This window comes from Sedimentitalea todarodis (assembly GCF_032595355.1).
GTDB lineage: Bacteria > Pseudomonadota > Alphaproteobacteria > Rhodobacterales > Rhodobacteraceae > Sedimentitalea > Sedimentitalea todarodis.
Map to the genome: position 1 here is coordinate 15,960 of NZ_JASMWN010000029.1, position 22,301 is coordinate 38,260.

The 22,301-nt window shown below is 55.5% G+C and carries 22 protein-coding genes; 5 read left to right on the forward strand and 17 right to left on the reverse strand.

Features of this window, described 5'->3' with window-relative positions; translation table 11 throughout:
* Positions 1-13: 13 nt before the first annotated feature.
* The 13 genes from QO231_RS23135 to QO231_RS23195 form a co-directional block, all read right to left on the reverse strand.
* Positions 14-415: a hypothetical protein gene (locus QO231_RS23135; protein WP_121027961.1), complete on the reverse strand. Its 402-nt coding sequence runs from the start codon at positions 413-415 to the stop codon at positions 14-16.
* Positions 412-624: a hypothetical protein gene (locus QO231_RS23140; RefSeq protein WP_121027964.1), complete on the reverse strand. Its 213-nt coding sequence runs from the start codon at positions 622-624 to the stop codon at positions 412-414. The genes QO231_RS23135 and QO231_RS23140 overlap by 4 nt, the downstream gene beginning before the upstream one ends.
* Positions 621-1,610, reverse strand: coding sequence for an ATPase, T2SS/T4P/T4SS family (locus QO231_RS23145; RefSeq protein WP_121027967.1), 990 nt, complete (start codon positions 1,608-1,610; stop codon positions 621-623). Before QO231_RS23145 ends, QO231_RS23140 begins: the two co-directional genes overlap by 4 nt.
* Before the next feature lie 4 nt (positions 1,611-1,614).
* Positions 1,615-3,012 carry a TrbI/VirB10 family protein gene (locus QO231_RS23150; RefSeq protein WP_316782038.1) on the reverse strand — a complete coding sequence of 466 codons (1,398 nt, stop codon included), beginning with the start codon at positions 3,010-3,012 and terminating at the stop codon, positions 1,615-1,617.
* On the reverse strand, positions 3,009-3,707 hold the full coding sequence (locus QO231_RS23155; RefSeq protein WP_121027973.1) for a TrbG/VirB9 family P-type conjugative transfer protein: 699 nt from the start codon (positions 3,705-3,707) through the stop codon (positions 3,009-3,011). Before QO231_RS23155 ends, QO231_RS23150 begins: the two co-directional genes overlap by 4 nt.
* A gap of 1 nt (position 3,708) precedes the next feature.
* Positions 3,709-4,362: a virB8 family protein gene (locus QO231_RS23160; protein ID WP_121027976.1), complete on the reverse strand. Its 654-nt coding sequence runs from the start codon at positions 4,360-4,362 to the stop codon at positions 3,709-3,711.
* 19 nt (positions 4,363-4,381) lie between these two features.
* A complete protein-coding gene (locus QO231_RS23165; RefSeq protein ID WP_245990262.1) occupies positions 4,382-5,227 on the reverse strand; it encodes a type IV secretion system protein in 846 nt (281 codons plus the stop codon).
* Positions 5,227-6,321 carry a lytic transglycosylase domain-containing protein gene (locus tag QO231_RS23170; RefSeq protein ID WP_121028018.1) on the reverse strand — a complete coding sequence of 365 codons (1,095 nt, stop codon included), beginning with the start codon at positions 6,319-6,321 and terminating at the stop codon, positions 5,227-5,229. The genes QO231_RS23165 and QO231_RS23170 overlap by 1 nt, the downstream gene beginning before the upstream one ends.
* A 225-nt stretch (positions 6,322-6,546) precedes the next feature.
* Positions 6,547-8,907 carry a VirB4 family type IV secretion/conjugal transfer ATPase gene (locus tag QO231_RS23175; protein WP_121027979.1) on the reverse strand — a complete coding sequence of 787 codons (2,361 nt, stop codon included), beginning with the start codon at positions 8,905-8,907 and terminating at the stop codon, positions 6,547-6,549.
* Positions 8,897-9,175: a type IV secretion system protein VirB3 gene (locus QO231_RS23180; RefSeq protein ID WP_121027982.1), complete on the reverse strand. Its 279-nt coding sequence runs from the start codon at positions 9,173-9,175 to the stop codon at positions 8,897-8,899. The genes QO231_RS23175 and QO231_RS23180 overlap by 11 nt, the downstream gene beginning before the upstream one ends.
* 11 nt (positions 9,176-9,186) lie before the next feature.
* Entirely contained in the window at positions 9,187-9,471 is a 285-nt protein-coding gene (locus QO231_RS23185) for a TrbC/VirB2 family protein (RefSeq protein WP_025051201.1), read from the reverse strand.
* Positions 9,468-10,112, reverse strand: coding sequence for a lytic transglycosylase domain-containing protein (locus QO231_RS23190; protein WP_121027985.1), 645 nt, complete (start codon positions 10,110-10,112; stop codon positions 9,468-9,470). The genes QO231_RS23185 and QO231_RS23190 overlap by 4 nt, the downstream gene beginning before the upstream one ends.
* 43 nt (positions 10,113-10,155) lie before the next feature.
* Positions 10,156-10,512, reverse strand: a complete 357-nt coding sequence (locus QO231_RS23195; protein ID WP_121028021.1) for a hypothetical protein — start codon at positions 10,510-10,512, stop codon at positions 10,156-10,158.
* Between the two features lie 178 nt (positions 10,513-10,690).
* Between QO231_RS23195 and QO231_RS23200 the strand changes: the two genes are divergently transcribed.
* Positions 10,691-10,978 (forward strand): hypothetical protein, encoded by a 288-nt coding sequence (locus tag QO231_RS23200; protein WP_245990264.1) that lies wholly within the window; start codon positions 10,691-10,693, stop codon positions 10,976-10,978.
* Between the two features lie 21 nt (positions 10,979-10,999).
* Here QO231_RS23200 and QO231_RS23205 read toward each other — a convergent pair whose 3' ends face one another.
* Positions 11,000-12,097, reverse strand: coding sequence for an IS30 family transposase (locus tag QO231_RS23205; protein WP_449421125.1), 1,098 nt, complete (start codon positions 12,095-12,097; stop codon positions 11,000-11,002).
* Positions 12,098-12,548: 451 nt separating this feature from the next.
* Here QO231_RS23205 and QO231_RS23210 point away from each other — a divergent pair, with 451 nt between their 5' ends.
* Positions 12,549-14,309: an RcgA family putative transporter gene (locus tag QO231_RS23210; protein ID WP_316782045.1), complete on the forward strand. Its 1,761-nt coding sequence runs from the start codon at positions 12,549-12,551 to the stop codon at positions 14,307-14,309.
* A gap of 7 nt (positions 14,310-14,316) precedes the next feature.
* Positions 14,317-15,270 carry an alpha/beta fold hydrolase gene (locus QO231_RS23215; protein WP_170157976.1) on the forward strand — a complete coding sequence of 318 codons (954 nt, stop codon included), beginning with the start codon at positions 14,317-14,319 and terminating at the stop codon, positions 15,268-15,270.
* A 386-nt stretch (positions 15,271-15,656) separates the two neighbouring features.
* On the opposite strand, the gene QO231_RS23220 is transcribed toward QO231_RS23215, so the two are convergent.
* Positions 15,657-16,178 carry a disulfide bond formation protein B gene (locus QO231_RS23220; protein WP_121027691.1) on the reverse strand — a complete coding sequence of 174 codons (522 nt, stop codon included), beginning with the start codon at positions 16,176-16,178 and terminating at the stop codon, positions 15,657-15,659.
* A 150-nt stretch (positions 16,179-16,328) separates the two neighbouring features.
* On the opposite strand from QO231_RS23220, the gene QO231_RS23225 reads away from it, so the two are divergent.
* Positions 16,329-17,150, forward strand: coding sequence for a DsbA family protein (locus tag QO231_RS23225; protein ID WP_245990238.1), 822 nt, complete (start codon positions 16,329-16,331; stop codon positions 17,148-17,150).
* Positions 17,151-17,337: 187 nt separating this feature from the next.
* Complete coding sequence (locus QO231_RS23230; protein ID WP_316782049.1) at positions 17,338-19,353, forward strand: protein-disulfide reductase DsbD family protein; 2,016 nt, start codon at positions 17,338-17,340, stop codon at positions 19,351-19,353.
* A gap of 2 nt (positions 19,354-19,355) precedes the next feature.
* Here the strand turns inward: QO231_RS23230 and cueR are convergent, their stop codons facing one another.
* Both cueR and QO231_RS23240 read right to left on the reverse strand, forming a co-directional pair.
* On the reverse strand, positions 19,356-19,745 hold the full coding sequence (gene cueR, locus QO231_RS23235) for a Cu(I)-responsive transcriptional regulator (protein WP_121027700.1): 390 nt from the start codon (positions 19,743-19,745) through the stop codon (positions 19,356-19,358).
* 9 nt (positions 19,746-19,754) lie between these two features.
* A complete protein-coding gene (locus QO231_RS23240) occupies positions 19,755-22,265 on the reverse strand; it encodes a heavy metal translocating P-type ATPase (protein WP_121027703.1) in 2,511 nt (836 codons plus the stop codon).
* Between the last annotated feature and the right edge of the window lie 36 nt (positions 22,266-22,301).

The window sequence follows — 22,301 nt, forward strand, 5'->3', positions numbered from 1 at the left end:
CAATCAGCCCTTTCTACCAGTGCCCCTCACGTTCGCAGATGTCACGAGCCTGTGGGCGCAATTCGTTGTATCGTCTCTGAAAATCGGCGGTTGCTTCGCGAAGATCATTCCGATCACCGCCAAGGTAGTTGTCGTTGAAATGCTGAACTGCTGTTTCCCATTCGGGAAAGCGTGTTGAGCACGCGCATTCACCAGCTTCAATCACACGCTCGGCGCTTTGAAAGCGATAGATGTATTGAACCGTGAGGCGTTTCTGAGCTTCGCGGACATGCAGGTTTTGCATCCATTCAGGTTCAGCGGGCCTTTCCTCGCAGAACTCAAACTCGCGTTCCATAGTGGGCACTAAGCCTTGCGACCAAGAGTTGGTTGGAAGACTCAGAGCTAAGGTCGCAAGGCAGGTTTTCGCTATTTTCATGCTCGTTTCTCCAAAAGCTCTTCGGCTTCATCTTCCGGCATTTCGCGTTGAAGCAGGACCGTGTAGAAGGCTTGCATACCTTGAAGATGTGTCATTGAGACAATCTGCCAGCCCTCGACGGTATAGGAAGCAATTGTGTCCTCCATTTCCTGATAGCTGAATTTCTTGTCTGGCGTGAACGTCAGTATTTTTGGCTCATAGCTCTTCATGTGTCGGCCTCCTTTCCTAATTCTGTGCCGGGCAAATAAAATTCCGTGATCCCACGCTTGCCGTCTTCACGGCCCGCCTGGATAATCACGTCGATAGAGCTTTCGATGTAGTCTATCATATCTCTGTAAGGTATTGGCACTTCAGTCTTAAGTGCCGCGATTGCTAAGCGCTGGACCGCCAGTTGAGGCGTTTCAGCGTGCAGAGTTGTCATCGAGCCGCCATGGCCGGTGTTGATGGCTTCAAGGAAGGTCATGGCCTCTTTCCCACGCACCTCGCCCAGGATGATGCGGTCAGGCCGCATTCGCAGGGTCGCGGTCAACAGGATGTCTGCCGTTTGGTGGGCGGCATCCCGGTTCGAAATCAGCGTGACAGCATTCGGCTGTGTTGGGAGCAGTTCCGACGCCTCTTCAATGGTGAGGATCCTTTCTTCGTCGCTGACATAGGAAAGGATCTTGCGAGCGGCGACGGTCTTGCCGGTGGACGTCCCGCCGGAGACGATCATGTTGAGCTTGTTTTCCACGCAGTGTCGGATGGAGGCGTCAATATCGCCACTGGCGACGACCTCACGGAGTTGGCGGTTTTTTTCCTGCCTTAGTTCTTCAAGCTTGCGTTCTTTCCCATACAGAAAGCCCAACTCGATTGAATCGAGCGGAAGGCTTGAGAAGAAGCGCAGGCTGATCGACATGCCCCGGTTCACAGCAGGCGGAGTGATGACCTGCGCCCGGATCGGCCGGTTTCGATACATGATTGAGACCGACACGATGGGCCTGTCCTTTGACAGAGGTGTGGAGGCGTCCGATGCGATCTGATTGCCTAGGTCCTTAATCTGATCCTCAGTTAGAGTTTGGTTTAAGCGCGACATGAAATGGTCGCCCTGAAACTCACCCCAGCATGTGCCGTCCGGGTTGATGCAAATTTCAATGACATCATCCCGTTTGGCGTCTTCTAGGCCGTCGATAGAGTTTTGGAGGTAGCTGAGGGACATAAGTTCAGAAAATCTCCAAATCCCGATCCACCATGACGGTGATCCGCGCACCCTGATCCACATAGATAACCGGCCCGATCGACAGGTATTCCCCAATCACGCTGCCGGTGGCATCGGCCAGATCATCACCGATGTCTTCAAGGACATCCTCTGCAATCTCATCGTCTGTTTCATTGGCGGCAACAGTTGGCGCAGCCGAAATCAGCGAAATGAGAGCAGCCGAACCGAAGCGCTCTGCAAAGCGAGTGTCTACGAAGCCAGTGGTTCCAGATCGGCCAAGTTCGTCAGCACCAAAAGAGCTGATTTGAACTGTCTGGTTGGTCGGCAAGATGATCCGGTCCCATGCGACTGTGATGCGACTTTGGGCGATTTCCACACCTGAGCGGTATCGACCAATGAGCCGAGACCCGGCTGGTATCAGCAGCCGTGAGCCATCATAGCTATAGACGTTCTCGGATGTGATTGCGCGGACCTGTCCCGCCAGTTCGCTTGAAATTGCGGTTTCAAGCGCCGCCTGGATGACGGTGCCTTGAATGACCGTATTCGCAGGGTTCGCGATCACTTCGGATTGCGTTACGGTAGACGGCAATGCGCCATTCAATACGAAGTCGGTGACATCACCAAATGTGCGTTCAGCCAGCTCCGCGCCATCTCCACCTAGCCCACCAGAAGAACCACCAAAAGCGATGGTAGGCGACTGAATACGACGCTCTTGAAACGCGCGCTCTTCTTCGGCCCGCTGTTGTAATTCAGCGAGGCGTCGGGCTTCCTCTTCGCGGCGCAATCGCTCTTCTTCCTGCAGACGCAATTCTTCATCAGACGGACCTGCCGGGGCAGGGGAGGGCGTTTGAGCTTCCAGACGCGCAAGATCGAGGTCCATGCGAAGTTCCTGAAGCTCACGGTCGCGCGCCGCCAAGTCGTCGGCAAATTTCTGTTGTGCCGCCTCAGAGGCCCTTTGTAATTCGGCAAGCTGCGCTGTCAGTGCATTCATTGCCTCAGCCGCCGCCGTATCCTCTTCTACGGCCGGGGCAGGCGCGTTCTGGATGGCTTCGATCTGCGCTTGGAGCGCCGCGATTTGTTCAAGCAACTCGGCGTTCGGTTCTACAGATGCCGGGACTTCGATCACCTCCGGTTCGGGCGTGGCCGGTGGAACAAACGGCTCGATTGTTCCAAACCCATCACCCTCCGGCTGGAATTCGTCCGGAGTTGCTGTCGGGAGAACGATTTCCTCTTCGGGCTGGTTGAGAAGGTAGAAAACAAAGCCCACCAGACCAATGAGTGCGACAATAAGCAGGGCCATGAGCGGCGAGCGACGTGAGGCCAGTACAGGGCTTCCTTCGTTGCCAGCTTCGAGGCGGGCCAGTCTTTCACTGACATCTGCTTGATTTGGATCATCGGTCATGACGTGCCCCCTGTGGTCAGAGTGTTTTCTTGGATGCAGACCACGGTTTCACCAAGGCGCAGCACCCATTGGGCGTTGATGCCGGAAACACGGATCACGCTCGGTTCGGTTTGCTGGGCGTTGACGGTCCGCTCACGCCCATTCGAATATCGGAAGATTGCTGGGATCGGCGCATTTCGCGCGAACTGGAAATATGTGAATGTCCCGTCGTCCCACACGCGCGTAGGTGTGATTTCTCCGCGTGAGCTGGCCCCGTAGTTGTAGTTTGGCGCTTGGGATGCGACCGCGTTTTCCGGGCGTCTGTTGTCTTCAGGATAACGGAACTGCACCACATAAAAGGTGGGCGATGAGACTTCCTGCACGTTGAAATAATAGCTGCGCCGATTTGTGTAGACCGTGACGTTGGTATGAACACCACGCGCCAGAGGTTTAATGGCAAAGGCTTGGCCTCCAGGCACACCATCAAGCTCAAACCCTTCCGTGTCACCGGCAAGGATCGAGCGGATGGTTTCGCCTTCGCCAAATTCAACAGTCGTCACATGGGTCAGTGACACGTTCAGGCGATAGACTTGTTGATCGACATAAGTGGCAATACGGACACGGCTATCATTCGGGCCGCGTCGAGGGGTATTCTCTGCAAATGCCGTGGATGCTGTGAAAACCAGACATAGCAATGCCAGTCCAAATTGATGCATCTCAATTCTCCAATCTGTCTGAACGGATCGAATATTCGATCACGGTGAAGCCAAAAGGGTTCGTCCACACCTGATCAATTGTGCGCGCTTCTTCGGGCCGAAACTCGAAGAGCATGGTTGCAGTGAACAGACCACCTTGGACGCCTTGAATGGAGGTAAGCCGCTTGCGTAACCGGACGGTCGCGCGGTTCTCACCGATCAGGTTCACACTCAGGATTTCAACATCCAGATTGGAATTGCTGCCATAGACAGTTGGAGGATATTGCGGATTTGCGCTGTTCCATTGGGCTCGTACGGATGCTTCCGCCCGTTCGTCGGACCGTTGCAAAACGCTATTTATGCGTACATCGTTGTCCAGCTGATTGTAGACCTCTCGATCCGTTACGTAGCGATAGATTTCCGCCTCGATCACAGCCTGATTGCCAGTGATCGCACTTGCGCCAACAGAGACTTCGGGCAACGCGAAACCCGTCTCGGGATCGTAGGGCACGACCACCGGTGCCGGGTCTACATCGAGGATGGCAACCGCCACGGCGCCTAGACAACCAAGCACGCCAAATGCCAGACCGGTTAAACCGAGTTTCTGCCACAACCGTTCGCGGCGCAGCGCACCATAAACCAGTTCTTCCTCAATGATTTCTTTTTCGTTGTCCAAAATCTCTACCCCTAAGTTGTTAATCGCCGAGGTCAGGAATGGTGAACTCCATAAAGTTCTGTTCTTCGGCGATGGTGGCTGCGTCGATGACACCGCCTGTGCCGTCACCCACGGTTTGCACGGCTTCGAGCTGCCACATTGCAACCAATGCAATGGCCAGTTCAGCCGTCACGCGGGTGTTCAGATCGACGCTTTCTTTCAGCTCGTCCATGTCATCAATCAGGCCGACGAGTCGGTCCACGCGCTCAAGAGACTGGCCCGCGTCGTCATAGCTGTTTTGAGCAGCGGCCGAGACGAGGGCACCAGTGGTGGCTTGTGTCGCGATGCGTTCAGCCCCGGCGTTGCCGCTAGATGCCATTTCGCTGAGCGTGTCTTCATCAAAGCCCAGGTCCGCGAGAACGCGGTCCATCTGGGTTTCAATTTCGCTTGCGCCGGAGCCGCTGAGACCAGAGAAGTCGCCGGTGCGGATCGCTGCGATGGTGGATTGGATATCGCCAAACTCCTGGTCGAGGATCCCGTTGAGTTCGTCTTCCATTTCTGTGGCGATGACCTCAGGCAATTCAGCAAGCCGGGTAAGGGCTGCATAGGTTTCCTGAAGCTGCGCTAGTTGATCGGTCAGCGTGGTGAGCTGTTCACGAAGCTGCACGAGCTGTTCGTTTTGCAAAAGCTCATCTTCGATCATCTGGCGCAGCTGTTGGATGTTTTGGGCAATGTTCTGCGTGTCCACCACGGGAACACCCTGCGCGAGGGCAGGTGATGTAATAATGGTGACCGGTGCGGCGACGCCGAGCGGCAGAAGCAGTGCGAATGCGGAAGTCCGAAGGGTCTTGCGGACGTAGGTGGTGAGAAGCGTTGAAGTGCGCATTAATCTAAGTCCTCAATGGTGAAGTTCAGGAATTCGTGTTCTTGCATCCGAGCAGCCGCGAGACGCAGTTGCTCAGCGCTTAGGGGTTGGGTCCGTGCGGCTTGCAGTCTTGTTCGCGCTGCAATGAGACGGACGAGTTCGGCGCGGGCGTATGTGTTTAATGCCATGGCCTCTTGCACATCGGTGGTAGAGCCAATGCGGTTGACGATATCGCGAATACGGAGTGCCGCCTGTCGGATCGCAGTCGGGGAGTTGCTGCCGTAGAAAGCGGCACCGGCACCCATCATCGACAGGTTTGAGTTTGCCAGCAGGGCAGGGTCGATTGTGCCAAGCGCTTCAATCCCGCCGATCCGCGCCAGATATTCATTGTATTTCTGCGGAATGACGGTGACGTAGTGCTGCGTCTCGCGGAAAGGTGGGACACCGCTGTATTCGATTACGCGGCCTGGTCCCGCGTTGTAGGCCGCAAGCGCAAAGATGATGTTTCCATCGAAGCGATTGAGCTGTTGGGCGAGATAACGGGCTCCGCCCTCAACTTGCAGGTAAGGGCTGGTGCGATACTCGGGAAAGATGCCCAAATCACCCGCTGTACCGGGCATGATCTGGGTGAGGCCGTAAGCCCCGACAGGGCTTTCGGCGCGAATGACAAACCGGCTTTCCTGCCAGATCAACGCTTGGATCAGCGCCCGCCACTGTACGACCGAAAGGCCCGCCGCTGAGATGCCAGGATTGCCATGGGTTTCCTGCGCTACCCGGATGATGAGCTGTTCGATGTTTTCAGCAGCGTCGCCGAACAGCTGGTCGCCAGCCGGGTTGGGGTCGATGTCAGCGGTCCCGTAGACAGCCTCTACAGAGCGATCGGCATTCCCGCTGCCCCCTTCGAGGTCCGAGACCATTCCCGAAATTGCGACGCCGCCAGCTTCAAAACTGGTCTGCGCGTCCAGTATCGCATCCAGAACCCGAAGCTGTTCTTGCTCAATAGCTGTGATCTGTTCTTCGACGGTTTGGGTTTCTTCCTGCACCGCCAGATCAGTCTCGCGATCCGCTGTTTCGATGATGTCGCGCGCTGTTAGCCCAGAGTCTACAACCGGCACGCCCTGGGCGAGCGCGCTGGAAGAAACCCCGATCAGCAGAAATGCAGCGACGGTGAGCTTATTCATTGGCTACGTCCTCCAAATTAGGGGCAACCAGCGCCTCGAAATTGCAGTCCATAGGCGCAGGGCCGCGTGACACGAAGCTGAAGCAATTTGCCTGTGGCTCTTGATAGTCCGCGCAACCAGCAACCACACTCAGCAGAATGAAACAGGTAAGTTTTCGCATTATTTGAGCCTCCAAAAGTCTGGCCGATCCCGGTAATCGGGGCCGACGAGTTTTTCACCTGCCTCCATCCCGCCAAGGATGGTCAGGTTGTCGCCAAGAGCGCTTAGGTCTGCGTCCACGACGACCGAACCTTGGTCATCTCGAATGAGAGCCAAGCGTGAATTCGTGCCGGTGCTGAGAAGCGTATCCAGCTCTTTCTGGTAAAGATTGAGCATCTGATAGTCGGACGCATTGGCGCGGATGTTCGGAAGAAGAACCTGCGTCGGCACGGCCTCTACGATGGTCTTACCGGTGCGTGTCCGCTCAAGCTGGCTGGCGTATTGCGTCATCATCACAGCTACGGTGTTCTGTTTCCGTGCTGTCACGAGCCATTGCGAAAGCCGCTCTGCGAAATACTCGTTGTCGAGCGCCTTCCACGCCTCATCAATGATGATGATAGTGGGGCGGCGGTCTTCGATTTTCCGCTCGATCCGGCGGAACAGGTAGCTAAGAACCGCCATCCGTTCCTTGTCGCTTTCACTGTCGAGTATCCCGGTGAGATCGAACCCTACCAAGTTGCCATCGAGCGAGAACGTGTCTTCGAGGCTATGGCCGAAAATCCAGCCGAACCGACCTTTCTCCGCCCATTCAAGGACGCGCTGGTTCAGGTCGCCGTCATCGTCCATCGACATGAAGAGAGAGGCGAAGTTCTGCCAATCCCGCAAGCCTGGGTCGGTCGCCTGCGCATTCTGACGGACGCATTCCATGATGCGGTTAGTCTGAGCAGGCGTCAGCGGCTTGTCTTCGCGGTATAGCAGGGAGCCGAACCAGTCTGATAGCCACGCGACACCGCGTTTGTCCACTTCGGTCCAAAGCGGATTAAGACCCGTGGGCATACCGCCCTGGATCGTCGTGTAGCGGCCCCCATTGGCCCGCACGGCCATTTCCATGCCCTGCCGGTAGTCGAAGACGAACACGCGCGCACCGGCTCGCACGGCTTGTGTCATGAGGAAGGCCGAGAAGACCGACTTGCCCGAGCCAGGACGGCCCATGATCAGCGTGTGACCACTGGTAGGTTCTTTTTCAGGCGAACCGGCCTCGTGGTAGGAAAAGCGATAGGCGCTCTTTTCCGGCGTCGGGAAGATCGAGATAACTTTGCCCCACGGCACTTCGGCGCCAGCCTTGCCAAGCTGGGTCCGGTGGAAAGCAGCGAAGTCGGCAAAGTTGCGGTTGGTGACGGTGCTGGCACGCAGCCGCTTAGGCTGGTTGCCGGGGTGCTGACTGAAATAGTGGGTGTTCGCGCCAAAGCTGTCACTTACCATCGTCACGCCTTCGGACGCAGCTGCGTTGACGATTTCAGCGCCCAGGCTTTCGAGCTCTTCGCGGGTCTCAGAAAAAACCGTCACGACCATGTGGTGATCGCCCATGCTGGCTCGCTTGGCTTCCAGATCATCGGCAAGTAGCAGAAGATTTTCCCGCAGCGAGACCGCGGCATCATCGGCGGCTTGCATCTGCTTCACCTGCCGCTTAATCCGCGAAATGGTCATGTTGGTGTTCACCGGTGTGAACGAGTGTGTGACGATCATATCGACGGGCAAGTTGAGCTGGTCGAACATCACGCAGTTCGTTTGTTCAGAGTAGTCCTTGATGCTGTAGCTTTTGCCAAAGCGGCGGCCAGCAACGCCCTCGCTAAGTTCAAAATGATCGCCGAAAAAAGTGGCGCGGGTGTTGGAGGCAGAGGATGCCAGAAATCCAAATTTCGATGTGTGGTAGAGCGGAAGTTCCTGCCCGGTGTTCAGAGCACCAAGAAACCCGACCAGTTCGCCTTTTTCGGCGGACAGAACAGACGGTTTCAAATGCCCGAGGCCGGACAGGAATATGCCGACCGCTTCATTAAGGCGGCGCATCCGTTTGTCAGTTTCCTCACGCAAGCGCTCTGGGGACGGTCGCCGCATAAACGTCATGAAGCTCTTGGAGGGGGGGCGATGTATGACGGTAAGCGTGAGCGTCTTGTCACGCAGCCCGCCATTTGCCAGCTTGTTGCGCCAATTCTGATCGACCATCGCGGCGAAACTATCGCCTTCGATGGGTTCGATATCAGCGCTGATCCCTTTCGATACCTTGTGGACGTAGTAACTGAATTCTTCTCCCAATTGTGCAACAATCCGGGCGAAGCTCGCCCGAATGCCGTCAAGATAATCGTCATCGGTTGTGTAGCTATTGATCCCCGTGATGCGGATGCACTGAAACAACTCGTTAACCCGCGTGCGCGCGGTGCGATCATCAACGAGGCTCACATACGGAAGCATGTGCGCTAGTTGCTTTTCGTGCTGAAACCACTTTGGCATCAGCGTGCGTTCATCCAGCTCATCACGGGGCATAGCTATCTCCGCCATGGATTTTCCTGTTTCTGGTGGGCGGCGTTTCTTGAAGACTGGTCATCGCAACGTCGATGAACCGAGGGTCCCAATCCGCCGCCTTCCAAAGGAGCGGATACAGAACCACCGCTATGCCAAGCACGAGGAAGCTCTGTATCCAGACGAAAAGCAGCACGGTCCCGAACAGCCAAACAACGGCATACATGATCGGCAAACCGAATAACTTCGGAGGGCGCACGAGGCCAAGGAACAAAGGTGATCTTTCAGCCACGGCGCACTCTCCTAAGCGAAGACTGCTGCAACGATCGTCGGCGCAGCGGCGACACCTGCAATGCCCACCAGAACCCAGAGGGCTTGGCGCAGGTCGATGATGTTGAAGAACCAGCTCAGGAAAACGCCAATGACCGCCAGCGTGGCGATCACGACACCAAGAGGGCCGGTCAAGGCATCAACGATGCCCTGCAAGAGGTTTTGGATAGGGGACAGGTCAATAGATTGTGCCATCGCCGGTTCGGCCATGACGACGAAGACCGTGAGAACGGTCATCAGTAGTGGTAGCGGCCTCATGAGTTTTCTCCTTCTAGCCTGTTGAACACGGCCAGCACGCGCTGAACGTGGTCTTGCGTTTCACGGTAAGGCGGAATGCCCCCGTATTGCCTGACGGCATCGGGACCGGCGTTGTAGGCAGCCAGAGCGATCCGCGCGTCACCAAAGGTCTCAAGCTGTGCGACTAGGTATCGCGCGGAGCCGTCAAGATTTGCCCGCCAGTCAAAGGGATCGACGCCAAGGTCTTCGGCGGTTCCCGGCATGAGCTGACCAAGGCCAATCGCGCCGACATGCGAACGGGCGTTCACGTTGTAGGCGCTTTCGATTTCGATGTTTGAGCGGAACAGCAACCGCCATTCCGTCACAGTGAGACCAGCCGCACGCAAGCCTCGATGGCTTCCATACCGCAAGGCGATGTCATCAATCGCAGCAAGGATTTCCGGGCGAGGGACGGCGACGCGAGGGGCAACGGCAGCAACCCGGAACGATCCGTCTTCTGTCGCAGTTGCGTCCGCACCATCCGCAGCGGCGTCGCCGTCGCCAAAGATGCTCAAGGGCGCGTTTGCGTCACCTTGCCCAACACCGTCATTGTAATTTCGTGCGAAGCGGTCTTGAGGTTGCGATGGCGTCAGAGAGCCATCGGATTCCATCGTAAAGACCATTTGAGCTGATGCGACGTGAGGCGCAATCAGCAGTAAGAAGGCGCTAGCTGTTGCTGTCGCCGTCTTCTTCTTGAGATAGCGTAAAGGTCCAGCGCTGACCTTCCAATACGGGGAATGCGATAACAGTGAAGCCGAGGTCGATGAGGAACGAGACAAGCCCCGTGACGGTCTTGAACTTCCTGACTTTAATGTAGTCGCCACCACGACGGGCGCGCGCTGTGACAAGCTGTTTCTCAACACCGTCATCATTGACGGCCCTGAGAATCCAGACGCCATGCCATACCGAATTCTTTCGGGACGCATCTTCCTTGCAGACGACTTCGACGTGATATCCGGACTCAATGAGGTCCCGGAAACCGGCTTCTGTAACCACATTAGGCGCTTCTTTTTCTAGGTCCATGTCCACGGTTGCGCTCTTTCTGTCTTTGGGCGCACCGAGGCTATTGCTTCGATGAGCCATAGTTACAATAATACGGTTATGTGCGCAAGATACTGTTTTGTACCCTGAATGTGCTTTAACCCGCGCACAGTATTACGCACGCAGATGCAGATTCCTCAAGTATTCAAGGAACATGAAGATGATCAAAAGTGTATGCCGCGACTCCCTCGCTCCCGTATTTTTGTTGGTTTTGCTTGCCGGGCAGGCACACGGTCAAACCTGCTACTCGCCGGAGAGACCATTTGTGCCAAGCGATCCGCAAGATGTTCAGGAGTATCGAGATTTGATTGGCCGCGACTTCGAGACCTACATTGCGGACATTCAAAGTTACTTCAGATGTCTTGAAGAAGAACGGGCGCGAGCGTTCGAAGAAGCCCGCGAAGTGAGCCAAGAGTATGGCCGGTTCTTGGAAATCACCAGCGAATGAAAGGGGCGTCCGACGCACTACTCACCTGTTGCAACCAAGTAGAAATGTCACCGGCTGCGCAAAGTTGTGAGCGATACCTGAACTGCGACTCCTATTGGTTTGAGGGTAGGGGCTTCGGCCCATTTCCTCCATCATCTTTCCACGGAACACTTCTGCTGGCGTTTTCCATCCCAAGCATTTGCGTGGCGTGTTGTTGAGCTGGTCACAAATCTGCTTAATGTCGGCATCTGTCATTGCCCTGATGTCACGCTTGCGGGGTAGCCAGCGCCTTGCGCGTCGATTGGTGTTCTCAACAGTGCCTTTCTGCCAGGGACTGGACGGATCACAGAACCACGTTTGCGTTCCGATCTCGGCCTGTAAGTGGGGCCAGCTGACGAACTCGCTTCCACGATCAAAAGTAATCGACCGACGCGCGATCAGGGGCAGGTCTTTGATCGCCTTCATGATCTTTCCCATGACAGGTTTGGTGCGCTTGTTCGGGTTCTTCAGGATCACAGTGAACCGGCTGACCCGTTCAACAAGAGACGTCACATTCGTCTGGCCAAGCTTCTGTTCAAACAGCATTAAGTCGCCCTCCCAATGGCCGAACTGACGTCGATGGGCTACATCGTCTGGGCGGAACAAGATGCTGACATCACGGTCAAACTTGGACTTTTGACGCTTGCGGGCACGACGCGGTGTCCGGTTCTTTCGATGCAGAGGCAGGTACCACCACAACTCCTGCGCCATGCCTTCTTTGGAATAGATGTAGCGGTAGATTGTCTCCTGACAGACACGTTGTTTGTCACCCTCATGGATCATCCGGTTACCGATCTGCTCGGGTGTCCAGCCTTGTTTGATGCGCTCGATGACGCGCCTGCACAGTTCAGGATGTCGGATCATCTTGCGTTGCGTGGAACGGCGTTGCTGCGTGCGCTGATGCGCTGCCATGCCAAAATATCCAGCGTACTTCTTGGGCAAAGAGTCATCCGCCCAAAAGTTGCGTTTGATCTCTCGAAAGATCGTGGACTTGTGACGTTTGAGAACGCGCGCCATCTCAGCGACAGGGACCTTTGCGAGCCACCAGTCTTCGATCCTGCGTCGTTCTTGATACGAAAGTTGCGTGTAAACGGTTCCCATGCGATATTCCTCCTATTAGATAACTCATTGTTTTCTAATAGGAGTCGCACTTCAAAGTAGCGCGCACCGTAGAAATGTCTCTAGGCGCATAAGGTTAGTTATGTTAAATATATCAGTGTTACTGACCTTGTTTTCCTAACGATTCCAGTTTCGCACGTAATTCAATCGTATACGACATCTTCACGCGCGTCTGATTTCCATCTCGGCACCAACGACCCGGTGTTCCACTCATAAAGCCAACCCACCAGCTCACCAGTCTCTCGATCAAAGATGCGTTTGACAGCCCGTGCATGAACCCGCTTGGGTTCTGCACCGGGCAAATGAGAGCTGTCGGCTCGGATTTTGGACGAGCGACGCAGAACAATCGGGCCAGTCGATATCATTCTTGTTTGGGCAATTCTCGCCATAGTCGCTCCCCCAGAATTCCAGGTCCTTACGCGGGTAAGAGTCCATGCTCGCCGAAGCGTCATCGGCAGCACCCCGCTTCCCGTCCCAGTTGTGGTTACGAAAGCTGCGATTGCACGATAAGATACGCAAAGGGGCGCAAAGGAGCGCAAAATTCGCGTATAAGATATTGATTAAAAACGGTAGATTTTTTATTGCGGCGCAGAAAAGCTCAGAGAACTTCAAAGTGCTGTTCGCCCGCCTAGCTGCAGAAGGGGCAGGCCGTCCAGTAGATCGGCAGGGCTTCGCTGATGGCCCTTGGACGCCCGAAACTCTTGCGGAAGCGGTGTCCTCGTTAGAAGGCAACGAGAATGGCATCGAGCTTCGCGCGGTGCAGACTTGGTTTCAAGATAACGACAACGGGATCAGCAACGATAATATTCGCTGGCTCGCCCGGATCTTCGGATGCTGCGACCCGGAAGAAGCAAGCAAATGGCAAGCTGAGCTGAAGGCATCTAAGGATCGCCTGACAAACCAACGGCGTGAGAAAAAACGTCAGGTCTGCAGTTCGGTGAGTCCAGAAGCCGAACCATTGCGTTTTGCGATGCCACAGATGTCTGAGCCACTAAATTATATCGTCAGCACAAGCGCCGCAATCACAACTGAAGACGGCGAACGCAGAGCAAAATCCCTGGCGGAAAAGTGCGAATGGATGCTCAGCGGTTCAGGATCAATGAACGTGTTGATCGCATATTGGCTGGTTGTCTGTGGATTGGGTTTGTTGAATTATGTTCTGGGTACTCTGAGCGTCATATACAGCCCATTCAATGGACTGGACAAGCAAGTCGGTTTCATCTGGGCGCCAACACTAACAGTTTTACCTCTGATCGCTTTGCCAGCATTCATTTTTTACGTAAGTGACTTAAACACCTACTGGAAGGGTGTCGGTCGGACCAAATGCACGGCTCATGACGTGATTTCAGTCAAAATCGGGAGCAACGAAGCGTGGTTTGCGAAGGTCAACGACTATTCGTTCTCTTTCTGGGGGATTGCTTTGTTCTGCTTCCTGTTCGTCTTTGGATTCCAGTGGGCCGGCATCTATGTGCCTGCCTATCTATCTGGTGACACCAATGGCGTTCAGATTGATAGATACTTGGTCACATTGGTGCGTCCCGAGGTCATTTCTGTGGCAGAGGCAATGGCTTTGTCATTCATTGGCTATCTCTACACGGCGTCCTATATCGCGATCTTCATGTTTGGATTGCTGTTCCTGGTCATCATCGTCCTAGACTATCATGACCTCTGTACGACCGCTGACCTTGAAGGAAGCACCGCGGATACAAACCAAATCAGGAAAGAAGGCCAGAAGATCGTATGGGGCGGGTTTCGCATAGCGGTCTTTGCGCTCTGGCTGGCATCGCTGGTCAAGCTACAGATCACTTATCTATCTTCTGACAGTCCAAACTTCGTAACTTGGCTGAGCACCGATGCGCTGAGCGTTTTTGGGGCGAACAGCATTCGCAACGGTTGGTTGGAGAATACTTCAATAAGCCACTTCACAACCTTCATGATGATGGTCGTCACCGTCACTATTTTCATGGTGTGCGCGCTGAAAATACAGACAGTCTTTGAGCGCTTATCTGTCTACGACGACGACTATCCGTTTTCCCGCGATCGGGTCGCAATCGTAAAGATGCTTGCAGTTATTGGGTTGCTGTCGTTCAACTTGGTACTTGTGGGAAGATTCACCGGATTTTCGCTTCTTGTTGCAGCCAGTACGCTAGCTTCGTTGCATGTGCTATCCGGACCAAGATTACGAACATTTTAGGTGGGTGATGGAACAGGCAAAATTCTATGGTGATATTGCAGAAGGCCCTGCATCAGGCAACGCCTACTGGATAGAAACGGATGATGGCGTCCGTGTTCGGGTTGGCACTTACGATTCCGAAGCCGAGGCCAAGGGCACGATCTTACTCATGCTCGGTCGCTTCGGTTATGTTGAGAGATACGGACGGGTTGCAAAGACGTTTGCAGAGAAGGGTTATTCAACCGCGATCATAGACTGGCGTAGCCAGGGTTTATCCGATCGAATGGCGCCTGATCCACAAGCAGGACACATCGTGAGTTTTTCTGACTATCAAAAAGATGTTGCGGCGTTCCTGAAGGCTGCTGAAGAACTACAGTTGCCAAAGCCATACTTTTTGGTCGGCGTGTCCATGGGTGCCTGTATCGGCTTTCGCGCCATGCTTGACGGTCTTCCTGTTGCAGCGTCGGCTTTCATTTCTCCTATGTTTGGCATCAAGATGTCCACAATTCAGCGCATCGCTGCTTGGCCTCTTTCGTGGGCATTCCAAAAATTGGGTATGGGCCAAAAATACGTACCTGGGGAAAGTGGCGCGATATATGTTTTGGAAACGCCATTCGAAAACAATAACCTTACGCACAATAATGCGATGTACGATTATTGGGTCAAGCAAGCACAAGCTGCGCCCGAGCTTCAGATCGGCGGACCAACAATGTCGTGGCTCCATGAAGCACTCGCAGAGTGCCGGAGGCTTTCAACCGTTCCCTCCCCCAGTGTTCCTTGCATCACCTTTTGCGGCGAACTTGATCAGCTCGTCGACAACGCCTCAATCAAGCGGCGTATGGAGAAATGGCCGAATGCCGAATTTTCCATGATCCGAAACGCCAAGCATGACGTGTTGACTGAGATCCCAGAAGTAGGCGGCGACGTGATGATCCAGATTTTCGATTTCTTTGCAAGAGCGAATTCTGCAGCAAAGCGGTAGTGGGGCAAGCTGGCCTGCGGGCTTTTTCCGGAGCGTGCATCAAAGGTAGAAAGGCGCGGACGGAACTACCATTCGGACACTTCCGGTAAAAGCTTTGCGATGTGATAGATCAAATAAAAGATCAGCATCGTCCAGATGCGTACAACTTCAGTCCCGCGTCGCTGCGGGCGTGACACCGAAAACTCGGCGGATGACGACTGTCATATGGGCGTGGTTGGGAAAACCGGCGTCGAAGGCGATTTACCCAATGCAACAGGATGTGATAGCAGCAGGCCATCATGCTCGAGAGCGAAACCGGCGGACCGGCTTAGCTCTAAATGAGTTGAGTCCGATTAGGGTTATAATGTCATTTGAATTTGAGATACTTGAACGATGTCTTTTGGCGACTAAGCCTCAGGGGTCGGTGGTGAAGTGAGGCTTGGCCCCGTGCTGTTACTCTGGCGCATCCCGAATGCGAACACCCAAAGCCCCGCAAACACAAGACTGAAGACTGCGTTCCAACTGGCCATCGACAAAGTTAGAAATTCCCATGCCACCTGATCGCACATGACCAGGCTAGATGGCCCATCGGTAGACAAAAGGTCCTCGGCCGACATTGAGCTCATGTCGAGCCCGGACCCGGTACAGGATGTAGGCCCTTCCCACCAATCCCGTTCGACACCCGTGTGGAAGACGCCGAGTGCCGCAGTCGTTGCCGCAGAAGCTGCGCCGATGAGCAAGAGTGGAATAATCGGTAGTCCGATCGCCAAAAGCAGACCCATGCCGATTGCAACTACATGCGGATACCGCTGCCAAATGCACATCGCGCAGGGCGCATAGCCCAAAGCCTGAAAGACGAAAGCTGCAAAGAGCAAAGCCGCCGACCCAGCAGCCGCGAGAAGACCAATTTGTTTTCCCGAATAGCTCAAGCTTTAATCCGTTCATGACAGCAATATTGCCAGAGGTTGAAAATGCATTTGCACCCGACCTCCGATCCTCTGAATATCTCCGCAATGCCATGTTTTCACGAATAATATTGTATCGGTTTGTAAAGTTGACGCGTCGCAAGTTGAGACGGTATGACTGACCGCCAATGCGACCCCAATTTACGGCTGAGGATGGACACCAAGAAGCGATCAACGCTATTGACGATCGGTGCGATCTTAGCGGGTTACACTGCCCTCCGTACGGTGCCCTCTTTGCTGCCCGAAAGGCTCGAACTCGTGCCGCTCGACACTCCGATTGGTTTTCGAAAATATGTGGCGGGAGAGACTTCAGGCGGATTTGACCCATTCGTAGGTTTGGGCAACGTTGACAGTGCTGAGGCGACAGCACGGAAAGCCGCGGCCCTGAAGAGGGTGTCCGAAGATATTTGTGGTGCGCTCTATGGGGGTCTTGAAACGACTGCATCGAAGATTCCGATGGCCTCGTTCTCAGATTATTACTGTCCCTTCTGCCGAGTGCAAACCAAACGTCTGGCGGATATGTCACAAGAGATGGATGACGAGGTTGTGGTCGCATGGCATGAGCTTCCGCTGCTCGGAGATAGCTCGAACCTGGCCGCCAAAGCCGCGTTAGCGGCAAAACGACAAGGGGCCTACGTCGCGTTCCATGAGAGGTTGATGAAGAGCCCATTTCAAGCAACGCCCGAGTATCTCCGTCGACTGTCGGATGATCTTGGTGTTGATGGCACCAAATTGGTTGCCGACATGGAAAGCGCCGAGATTGCCCAAGAACTGGAAAATAGTGCGGCTCTTGCCCGGGTCTTTGCCTTTGTAGGCACACCTGCGCTTGTGATTGGTCGTACCGTCGTTCAAGGCCAGATCAGCGACAAAATGATCGAACAGATCGTCGAACTGGAGCGCGAAGAAGGTTGGGGCGTGGTATGTGTTTCAGTGTAGAGCCTAATTGGATTTGCCATGCCCGTCTCCTTTGGGGCCTTAGGAACTGTCGCAAAAATTCCGCCGCCAATAGGTTGGCCCAGGGATCTGCGCCTGCTTTTGAGCAACAACGACGAAAGCGCCCCAAATGATGTTGCGAGCCCCGAGGTGTCTTGTTTTGGCGTTGATGGCGTGTCTCTGGGCATCCATGAGCGTCGCAGCGTCAACTGATACTTACGAGAACACGGCGATTTCAGCGCGGCTTATCTCTGTCGAAAATGGCGTTGCGACGAATTCCGGAACTTTGTCACTCGGCCTCGACATCAAGCTGGCCGAGGGCTGGAAAGCCTATTGGCGCTCACCCGGCGAGGTCGGTCTGCCGCCTGAAATCTCGTGGGATGGATCGACAAACCTGGCGACGGCACAGATTCTCTGGCCTGCGCCTGAGCGTTTCACAGCATTCGGGATCGAGAATTTCGGGTACAACAAACGTGTTGTCCTTCCCATCCAGGCGGTTCTTGAAACAGCCGGACAGGCGGTCGAGCTTCAGGCGGGAGTCACGCTGTTAACCTGCTCGACCGTGTGCGTGCCCCATGATTTCAACCTCGCTCTGACGATCCCGGCTGGCGCTGGAATTGATGCGGCCTCCGCTGCGCTTATCTCCGAGTTTGCCGAACGGGTGCCGCTTGGTCCCGATGCGGCTGACATCGAGGTCGAGACGGCTGTAATCGCCGATGGCGCGCTCTACGTCACAGCGCGCAGTGCAAACGCCTTTGTGAACCCGGACGTATTCCCGGAAATGGGACCGACATTTACCTTCGGAAAGCCGGACATCCGAACGAACAGCGCGGGAACGGAACTTTGGGCGAAATTGCCCCTCTTGGCCAGTGAAGAACAATTGCCACTGTTGCAAGTTACGGTGACAGACGGGTCACGCGCCGTGACGGCCATGCCTGAGTGGTCAAATACCGTCCCGGATGCGCCTTTCGAGCTTGTGGCGAACCTGCCTGATCTGGCGCAGATACTGGCGATCGCCGCCTTTGCTTTCCTCGGTGGTTTGATCCTGAATGTCATGCCCTGCGTTCTGCCCGTCCTGTCCATCAAACTGACATCGGTTCTCAATCATGGAGACAAACCATCACACGAGGTTCGGAACGGATTCCTGATGTCGGCGCTTGGCGTGCTGGTGTTCATGTGGGTGCTGTCCGCTGGAATTTTGGTCTTGCAGTCCGTCGGGATCACGGTGGGATGGGGTCTGCAATTCCAAAACCCTGTTTTCCTGACAATCATGTTTCTGGTCCTGACTGTCTTTGCCGCCAATCTGTTCGGGATATTCGAGATTTCGCTGCCTTCCGGGTTACAGTCGCGGCTGGCCAGATCAAGCAGTCGGGACGGTTACATCGGGGATTTCGCGACGGGTGCCTTTGCTGCGGTACTGGCAACGCCCTGTTCAGCCCCCTTCCTTGGGACGGCGGTGGCCTTTGCCCTGTCCGGTCGCCCAATTGATGTCATCATCGTGTTCACGGCTTTGGGCCTTGGGCTGTCCCTGCCCTATCTGCTGTTTGCCTGGAAGCCCGGCATGGTCCGACTGTTGCCCAAGCCCGGCCGATGGATGCTTGTCGTTAAGTGGGTGCTTGCCGGTCTTTTGGCGGGCACCGCGATCTGGCTGCTCTGGGTCCTGATGGGCGTGTCGGGAGTCCGGGTTGCCGTCTCGGTTCTAGTACTTGCAGTGTTCTTCGTTCTCTTTGCCACCATCCGGCTGCCAGGGAGATTTACGCGACCTGCCGCGCTGGCTGCCGTTGCCGTTCTCAGCCTTGCACTTCCTCGTACCATGGCCCCCCCGCCAACGATAAAAGAGATTGGTCAGGATTGGGTCACATTCGACCGCTCCGAAATCCCAAGACTGATCTCTCAGGGCCAGACGGTCTTTGTCGACGTCACCGCAGATTGGTGCCTCACCTGCAAGGCAAACAAGACGCTTGTTCTGGACCGAGTGCCGGTCGTTGACCGATTGCGAGACGAAAAAGTCGTCGCAATGCAGGCCGACTGGACGCGGCCCAATCCCGATATTTCGCGATATCTGGAGGCCCACAACAGGTTTGGGATACCCTTTAACATCGTCTATGGGCCGAATGCGCCGGACGGGATCATATTGTCCGAAGTCCTGACATCTGACGCTGTTCTAAACGCATTGGACGCCGCCGCGCTCGCCGTAGACAAATAAGGTCAGGATCCTTTGGCGAGGTCCTCCAGTATAGGACAGTCTGGCCGATGATCGCCTTGGCACGCTTCGACGAGGTGCGATAGCGTCTTTCGCATTGACTTGAGTTGGGCGATTTTGCTGTCAATGGCCGTAAGATGCTCTTTCGCGACCGATTTTACTTGCGCGCTTTCCCGCGTCTCATCTTCATATAGACCAAGAAGCGTGCGGCAATCTTCAATCGAAAAACCCAGTGTTCGAGCACGGCCCAGGAACGCCAGCTTGTGAATGTCGCTCTCCCGAAAGGCGCGGTACCCGTTATCGCTGCGCAGAGGTCGAACAAGACCAATATCCTCGTAGTAGCGGATTGTCTTTGGTGGCAAGCCCGCGCGTTCTGATACTTCGCCGATATTCACCTTGGCCTCCTATTCTGCTGGCTGCGTTGTGAGTTTCGTTGCGGGTTGCTGGGGCGCGTCACCTTCTGCCATCGTCGGTTTGATACGGCGCAGACGAAGCGCATTGCTCAGAACCGATACCGAAGACAGCGCCATGGCCCCGGCGGCAAAGATGGGTGACAACAGCAGCCCAAAGGCGGGATAGAGTGCGCCCGCTGCGACCGGAATCAACGCCACATTGTATCCAAAGGCCCATATGAGGTTCTGCCGGATGTTGCGCATGGTCGTGCGAGCCACTTCAATGGCGTTCACCACGCCGCGCAAATCCCCGGACATCAACACCACGTCGGCACTTTCAATGGCCACATCCGTGCCGGTTCCGATGGCGATGCCGACATCGGCATGGGCCAGCGCTGGTGCGTCGTTGATGCCATCGCCGACAAAGGCGATCTTGCGATTGCCCTGCTTCAGTTCCTGGAGCGCTGCAACTTTTCCATCTGGCAGCACCCCGGCCACAACGTGGTCGATCCCGACCTCGCGGGCAATCGCGTCTGCTGTGGCCTTCTTGTCGCCAGTGATCATGGCGACTTTGATCCCGCGATCATGCAGGGCACGGATGACATCGGCGCTGGACGATTTCACCGGGTCAGAAACAGCAATCACTGCCGCAAGGGATCCATCAACGGCGGCAAAGAGCGCGGTACGTCCCTTGTCAGCCAATGCCCGTTCCCGATCTTCCAACGGGCCAATGTCGATGCCCCGTTGCGCCATGAAGCGATCGGCGCCAACAAGTACTTTGCGGCCCTGGACCAGAGCTTCGACGCCGTAGCCCGTCACGGAACGGAACTCTGTAGCATCCGGCCAGGACACGCCTTCGTTTTCCGCAGACTGCACAATGGCTTCGGCCACGGGATGCTCGGATTGCGCTTCGACAGATGCGATGAGGGCGAGTGTCTCTGCACGATCAAAGCCATCAGTCGTAATGAGATCGGTCAGGCTTGGCTGACCTTGTGTGACGGTTCCCGTCTTGTCGAGCGCAACAATATCAACTTCATCCAGATGTTGCAGCGCATCCCCTTTGCGGAAGAAAACCCCCATTTCGGCCGCGCGGCCCGTGCCCACCATGATTGAGGTGGGCGTGGCCAATCCCATGGCACAAGGGCACGCAATGATCAAAACAGACACGCCTGCGACCAGGGCAAAGGTCAGGGCCGGATCAGGACCAACCAGAAGCCAGACAGCCACGGTCACGAGCGCCAGAACCAGAACGGCCGGTACGAACCACATGGTGACACGATCGACAAGCCCCTGGATCGGCAGCTTCGCGCCCTGCGCTTCTTCCACCATACGAATGATCTGGGCGAGCGTGGTATCGGCCCCGACCCGAGTGGCCGCGATGGTCAGGCTACCGGTGCCGTTCACGGTGCCGCCGGTCACTGGATTGCCCGCCGTTTTCGGAACGGCAAGGGGTTCGCCAGTGATCATGCTTTCATCGACATTGCTTGACCCGTCTGTCACGTCGCCATCGACGGGCACCCTTTCACCGGGACGCACTAGGACCAGATCCCCGATCCGAAGTGCCTCGATCTCGACCTCGCTGGCCTGTCCGTTGCGCAGAACCCGCGCCGTCCTTGCCTGCAAGCCCAAAAGCGCCTGTATGGCGGCACCGGTCTTACCCTTTGCGCGGGCTTCCAGAAAGCGCCCCAGCAGGATAAGCACGACAATGACCGCAGCCGCTTCGAAATAAACGGCTCGAACGCCGTCGGGCAGCAGGTCGGGCAAAAACGTCGCCACGACTGAATAGCTCCATGCCGCACCTGTGCCGAGTGCGACAAGGCTGTTCATATCCGGAACACGTCTGAGCAGCGCCGGAATGCCTTTTGCAAAAAAGCCCCAACCCGGTCCAAACAGAACCACCGTCGCAAGCGCGAACTGGATCAACCAAGAAGTCTGGATGCCGATTGTACGCTCAATCAACTCCTCAAAGCCCGGGATCGTGTGTTTGCCCATTTCCAGAATGAACACCGGAACGGTCAGAATAGCGGCAAACACGACGCGGCGCGCCAGGACCTTTGCCTCGTCGGCCTTGCGTTCTGATCGGCTGACCTGCGCATCTGTATCTGCAACTTCGGCAGGGTATCCTGCAGCCGTGCTAGACTCGGCGATTTCTTTAGGTGTGATGACATCTGGCAGATAGCTGACAGCCGCCGTTTCGGCAGCGAGATTGACCGCCACGTCTAAAATACCCGGCGCGGCCTTTAGGGCCTGTTCAACCTGACCCACACAGGATGCGCAGGACATCGCCCCCACATTCAACGTGACCCGGGCCGTTCTGGCCGGATAGCCAGCAGCTGACAGGGCCTCGATTGCGGCACCTGTGGCAGCAGGAAAATCACTTTGGAACCGCACCGTCTCCTTGGCAAGGTTCACGCTTGCGCCCGAAACACCAGGCACATCATTCAGGGCATTTTCGACCCGTCCGACACATGACGCACAGCTCATGCCGGTGATTGAAAGCTGTATGGAACTGGAACCTGTCATCAAAGCATCCTCTACCAAGTCGCTTTCAATCTAAAG

What these genes read in the sequence shown, in the direction of transcription:
- QO231_RS23150 (WP_316782038.1), bottom strand. Translation starts at nt 3,012, where the DNA reads ATGACCGATGATCCAAATCAAGCAGATGTCAGTGAAAGACTGGCCCGC.
- QO231_RS23230 (WP_316782049.1), top strand. Translation starts at nt 17,338, where the DNA reads ATGAGCGTCGCAGCGTCAACTGATACTTACGAGAACACGGCGATTTCA.
- QO231_RS23135 (WP_121027961.1), bottom strand. Translation starts at nt 415, where the DNA reads ATGAAAATAGCGAAAACCTGCCTTGCGACCTTAGCTCTGAGTCTTCCA.
- QO231_RS23190 (WP_121027985.1), bottom strand. Translation starts at nt 10,112, where the DNA reads ATGGTCTTTACGATGGAATCCGATGGCTCTCTGACGCCATCGCAACCT.
- QO231_RS23140 (WP_121027964.1), bottom strand. Translation starts at nt 624, where the DNA reads ATGAAGAGCTATGAGCCAAAAATACTGACGTTCACGCCAGACAAGAAA.
- QO231_RS23195 (WP_121028021.1), bottom strand. Translation starts at nt 10,512, where the DNA reads ATGGACCTAGAAAAAGAAGCGCCTAATGTGGTTACAGAAGCCGGTTTC.
- QO231_RS23155 (WP_121027973.1), bottom strand. Translation starts at nt 3,707, where the DNA reads ATGCATCAATTTGGACTGGCATTGCTATGTCTGGTTTTCACAGCATCC.
- QO231_RS23205 (WP_449421125.1), bottom strand. Translation starts at nt 12,097, where the DNA reads ATGGGAACCGTTTACACGCAACTTTCGTATCAAGAACGACGCAGGATC.
- QO231_RS23210 (WP_316782045.1), top strand. Translation starts at nt 12,549, where the DNA reads ATGCTCGCCGAAGCGTCATCGGCAGCACCCCGCTTCCCGTCCCAGTTG.
- QO231_RS23200 (WP_245990264.1), top strand. Translation starts at nt 10,691, where the DNA reads ATGATCAAAAGTGTATGCCGCGACTCCCTCGCTCCCGTATTTTTGTTG.
- QO231_RS23185 (WP_025051201.1), bottom strand. Translation starts at nt 9,471, where the DNA reads ATGAGGCCGCTACCACTACTGATGACCGTTCTCACGGTCTTCGTCGTC.
- QO231_RS23145 (WP_121027967.1), bottom strand. Translation starts at nt 1,610, where the DNA reads ATGTCCCTCAGCTACCTCCAAAACTCTATCGACGGCCTAGAAGACGCC.
- QO231_RS23240 (WP_121027703.1), bottom strand. Translation starts at nt 22,265, where the DNA reads ATGACAGGTTCCAGTTCCATACAGCTTTCAATCACCGGCATGAGCTGT.
- QO231_RS23215 (WP_170157976.1), top strand. Translation starts at nt 14,317, where the DNA reads ATGGAACAGGCAAAATTCTATGGTGATATTGCAGAAGGCCCTGCATCA.
- QO231_RS23175 (WP_121027979.1), bottom strand. Translation starts at nt 8,907, where the DNA reads ATGCCCCGTGATGAGCTGGATGAACGCACGCTGATGCCAAAGTGGTTT.
- QO231_RS23165 (WP_245990262.1), bottom strand. Translation starts at nt 5,227, where the DNA reads ATGCGCACTTCAACGCTTCTCACCACCTACGTCCGCAAGACCCTTCGG.
- QO231_RS23225 (WP_245990238.1), top strand. Translation starts at nt 16,329, where the DNA reads ATGACTGACCGCCAATGCGACCCCAATTTACGGCTGAGGATGGACACC.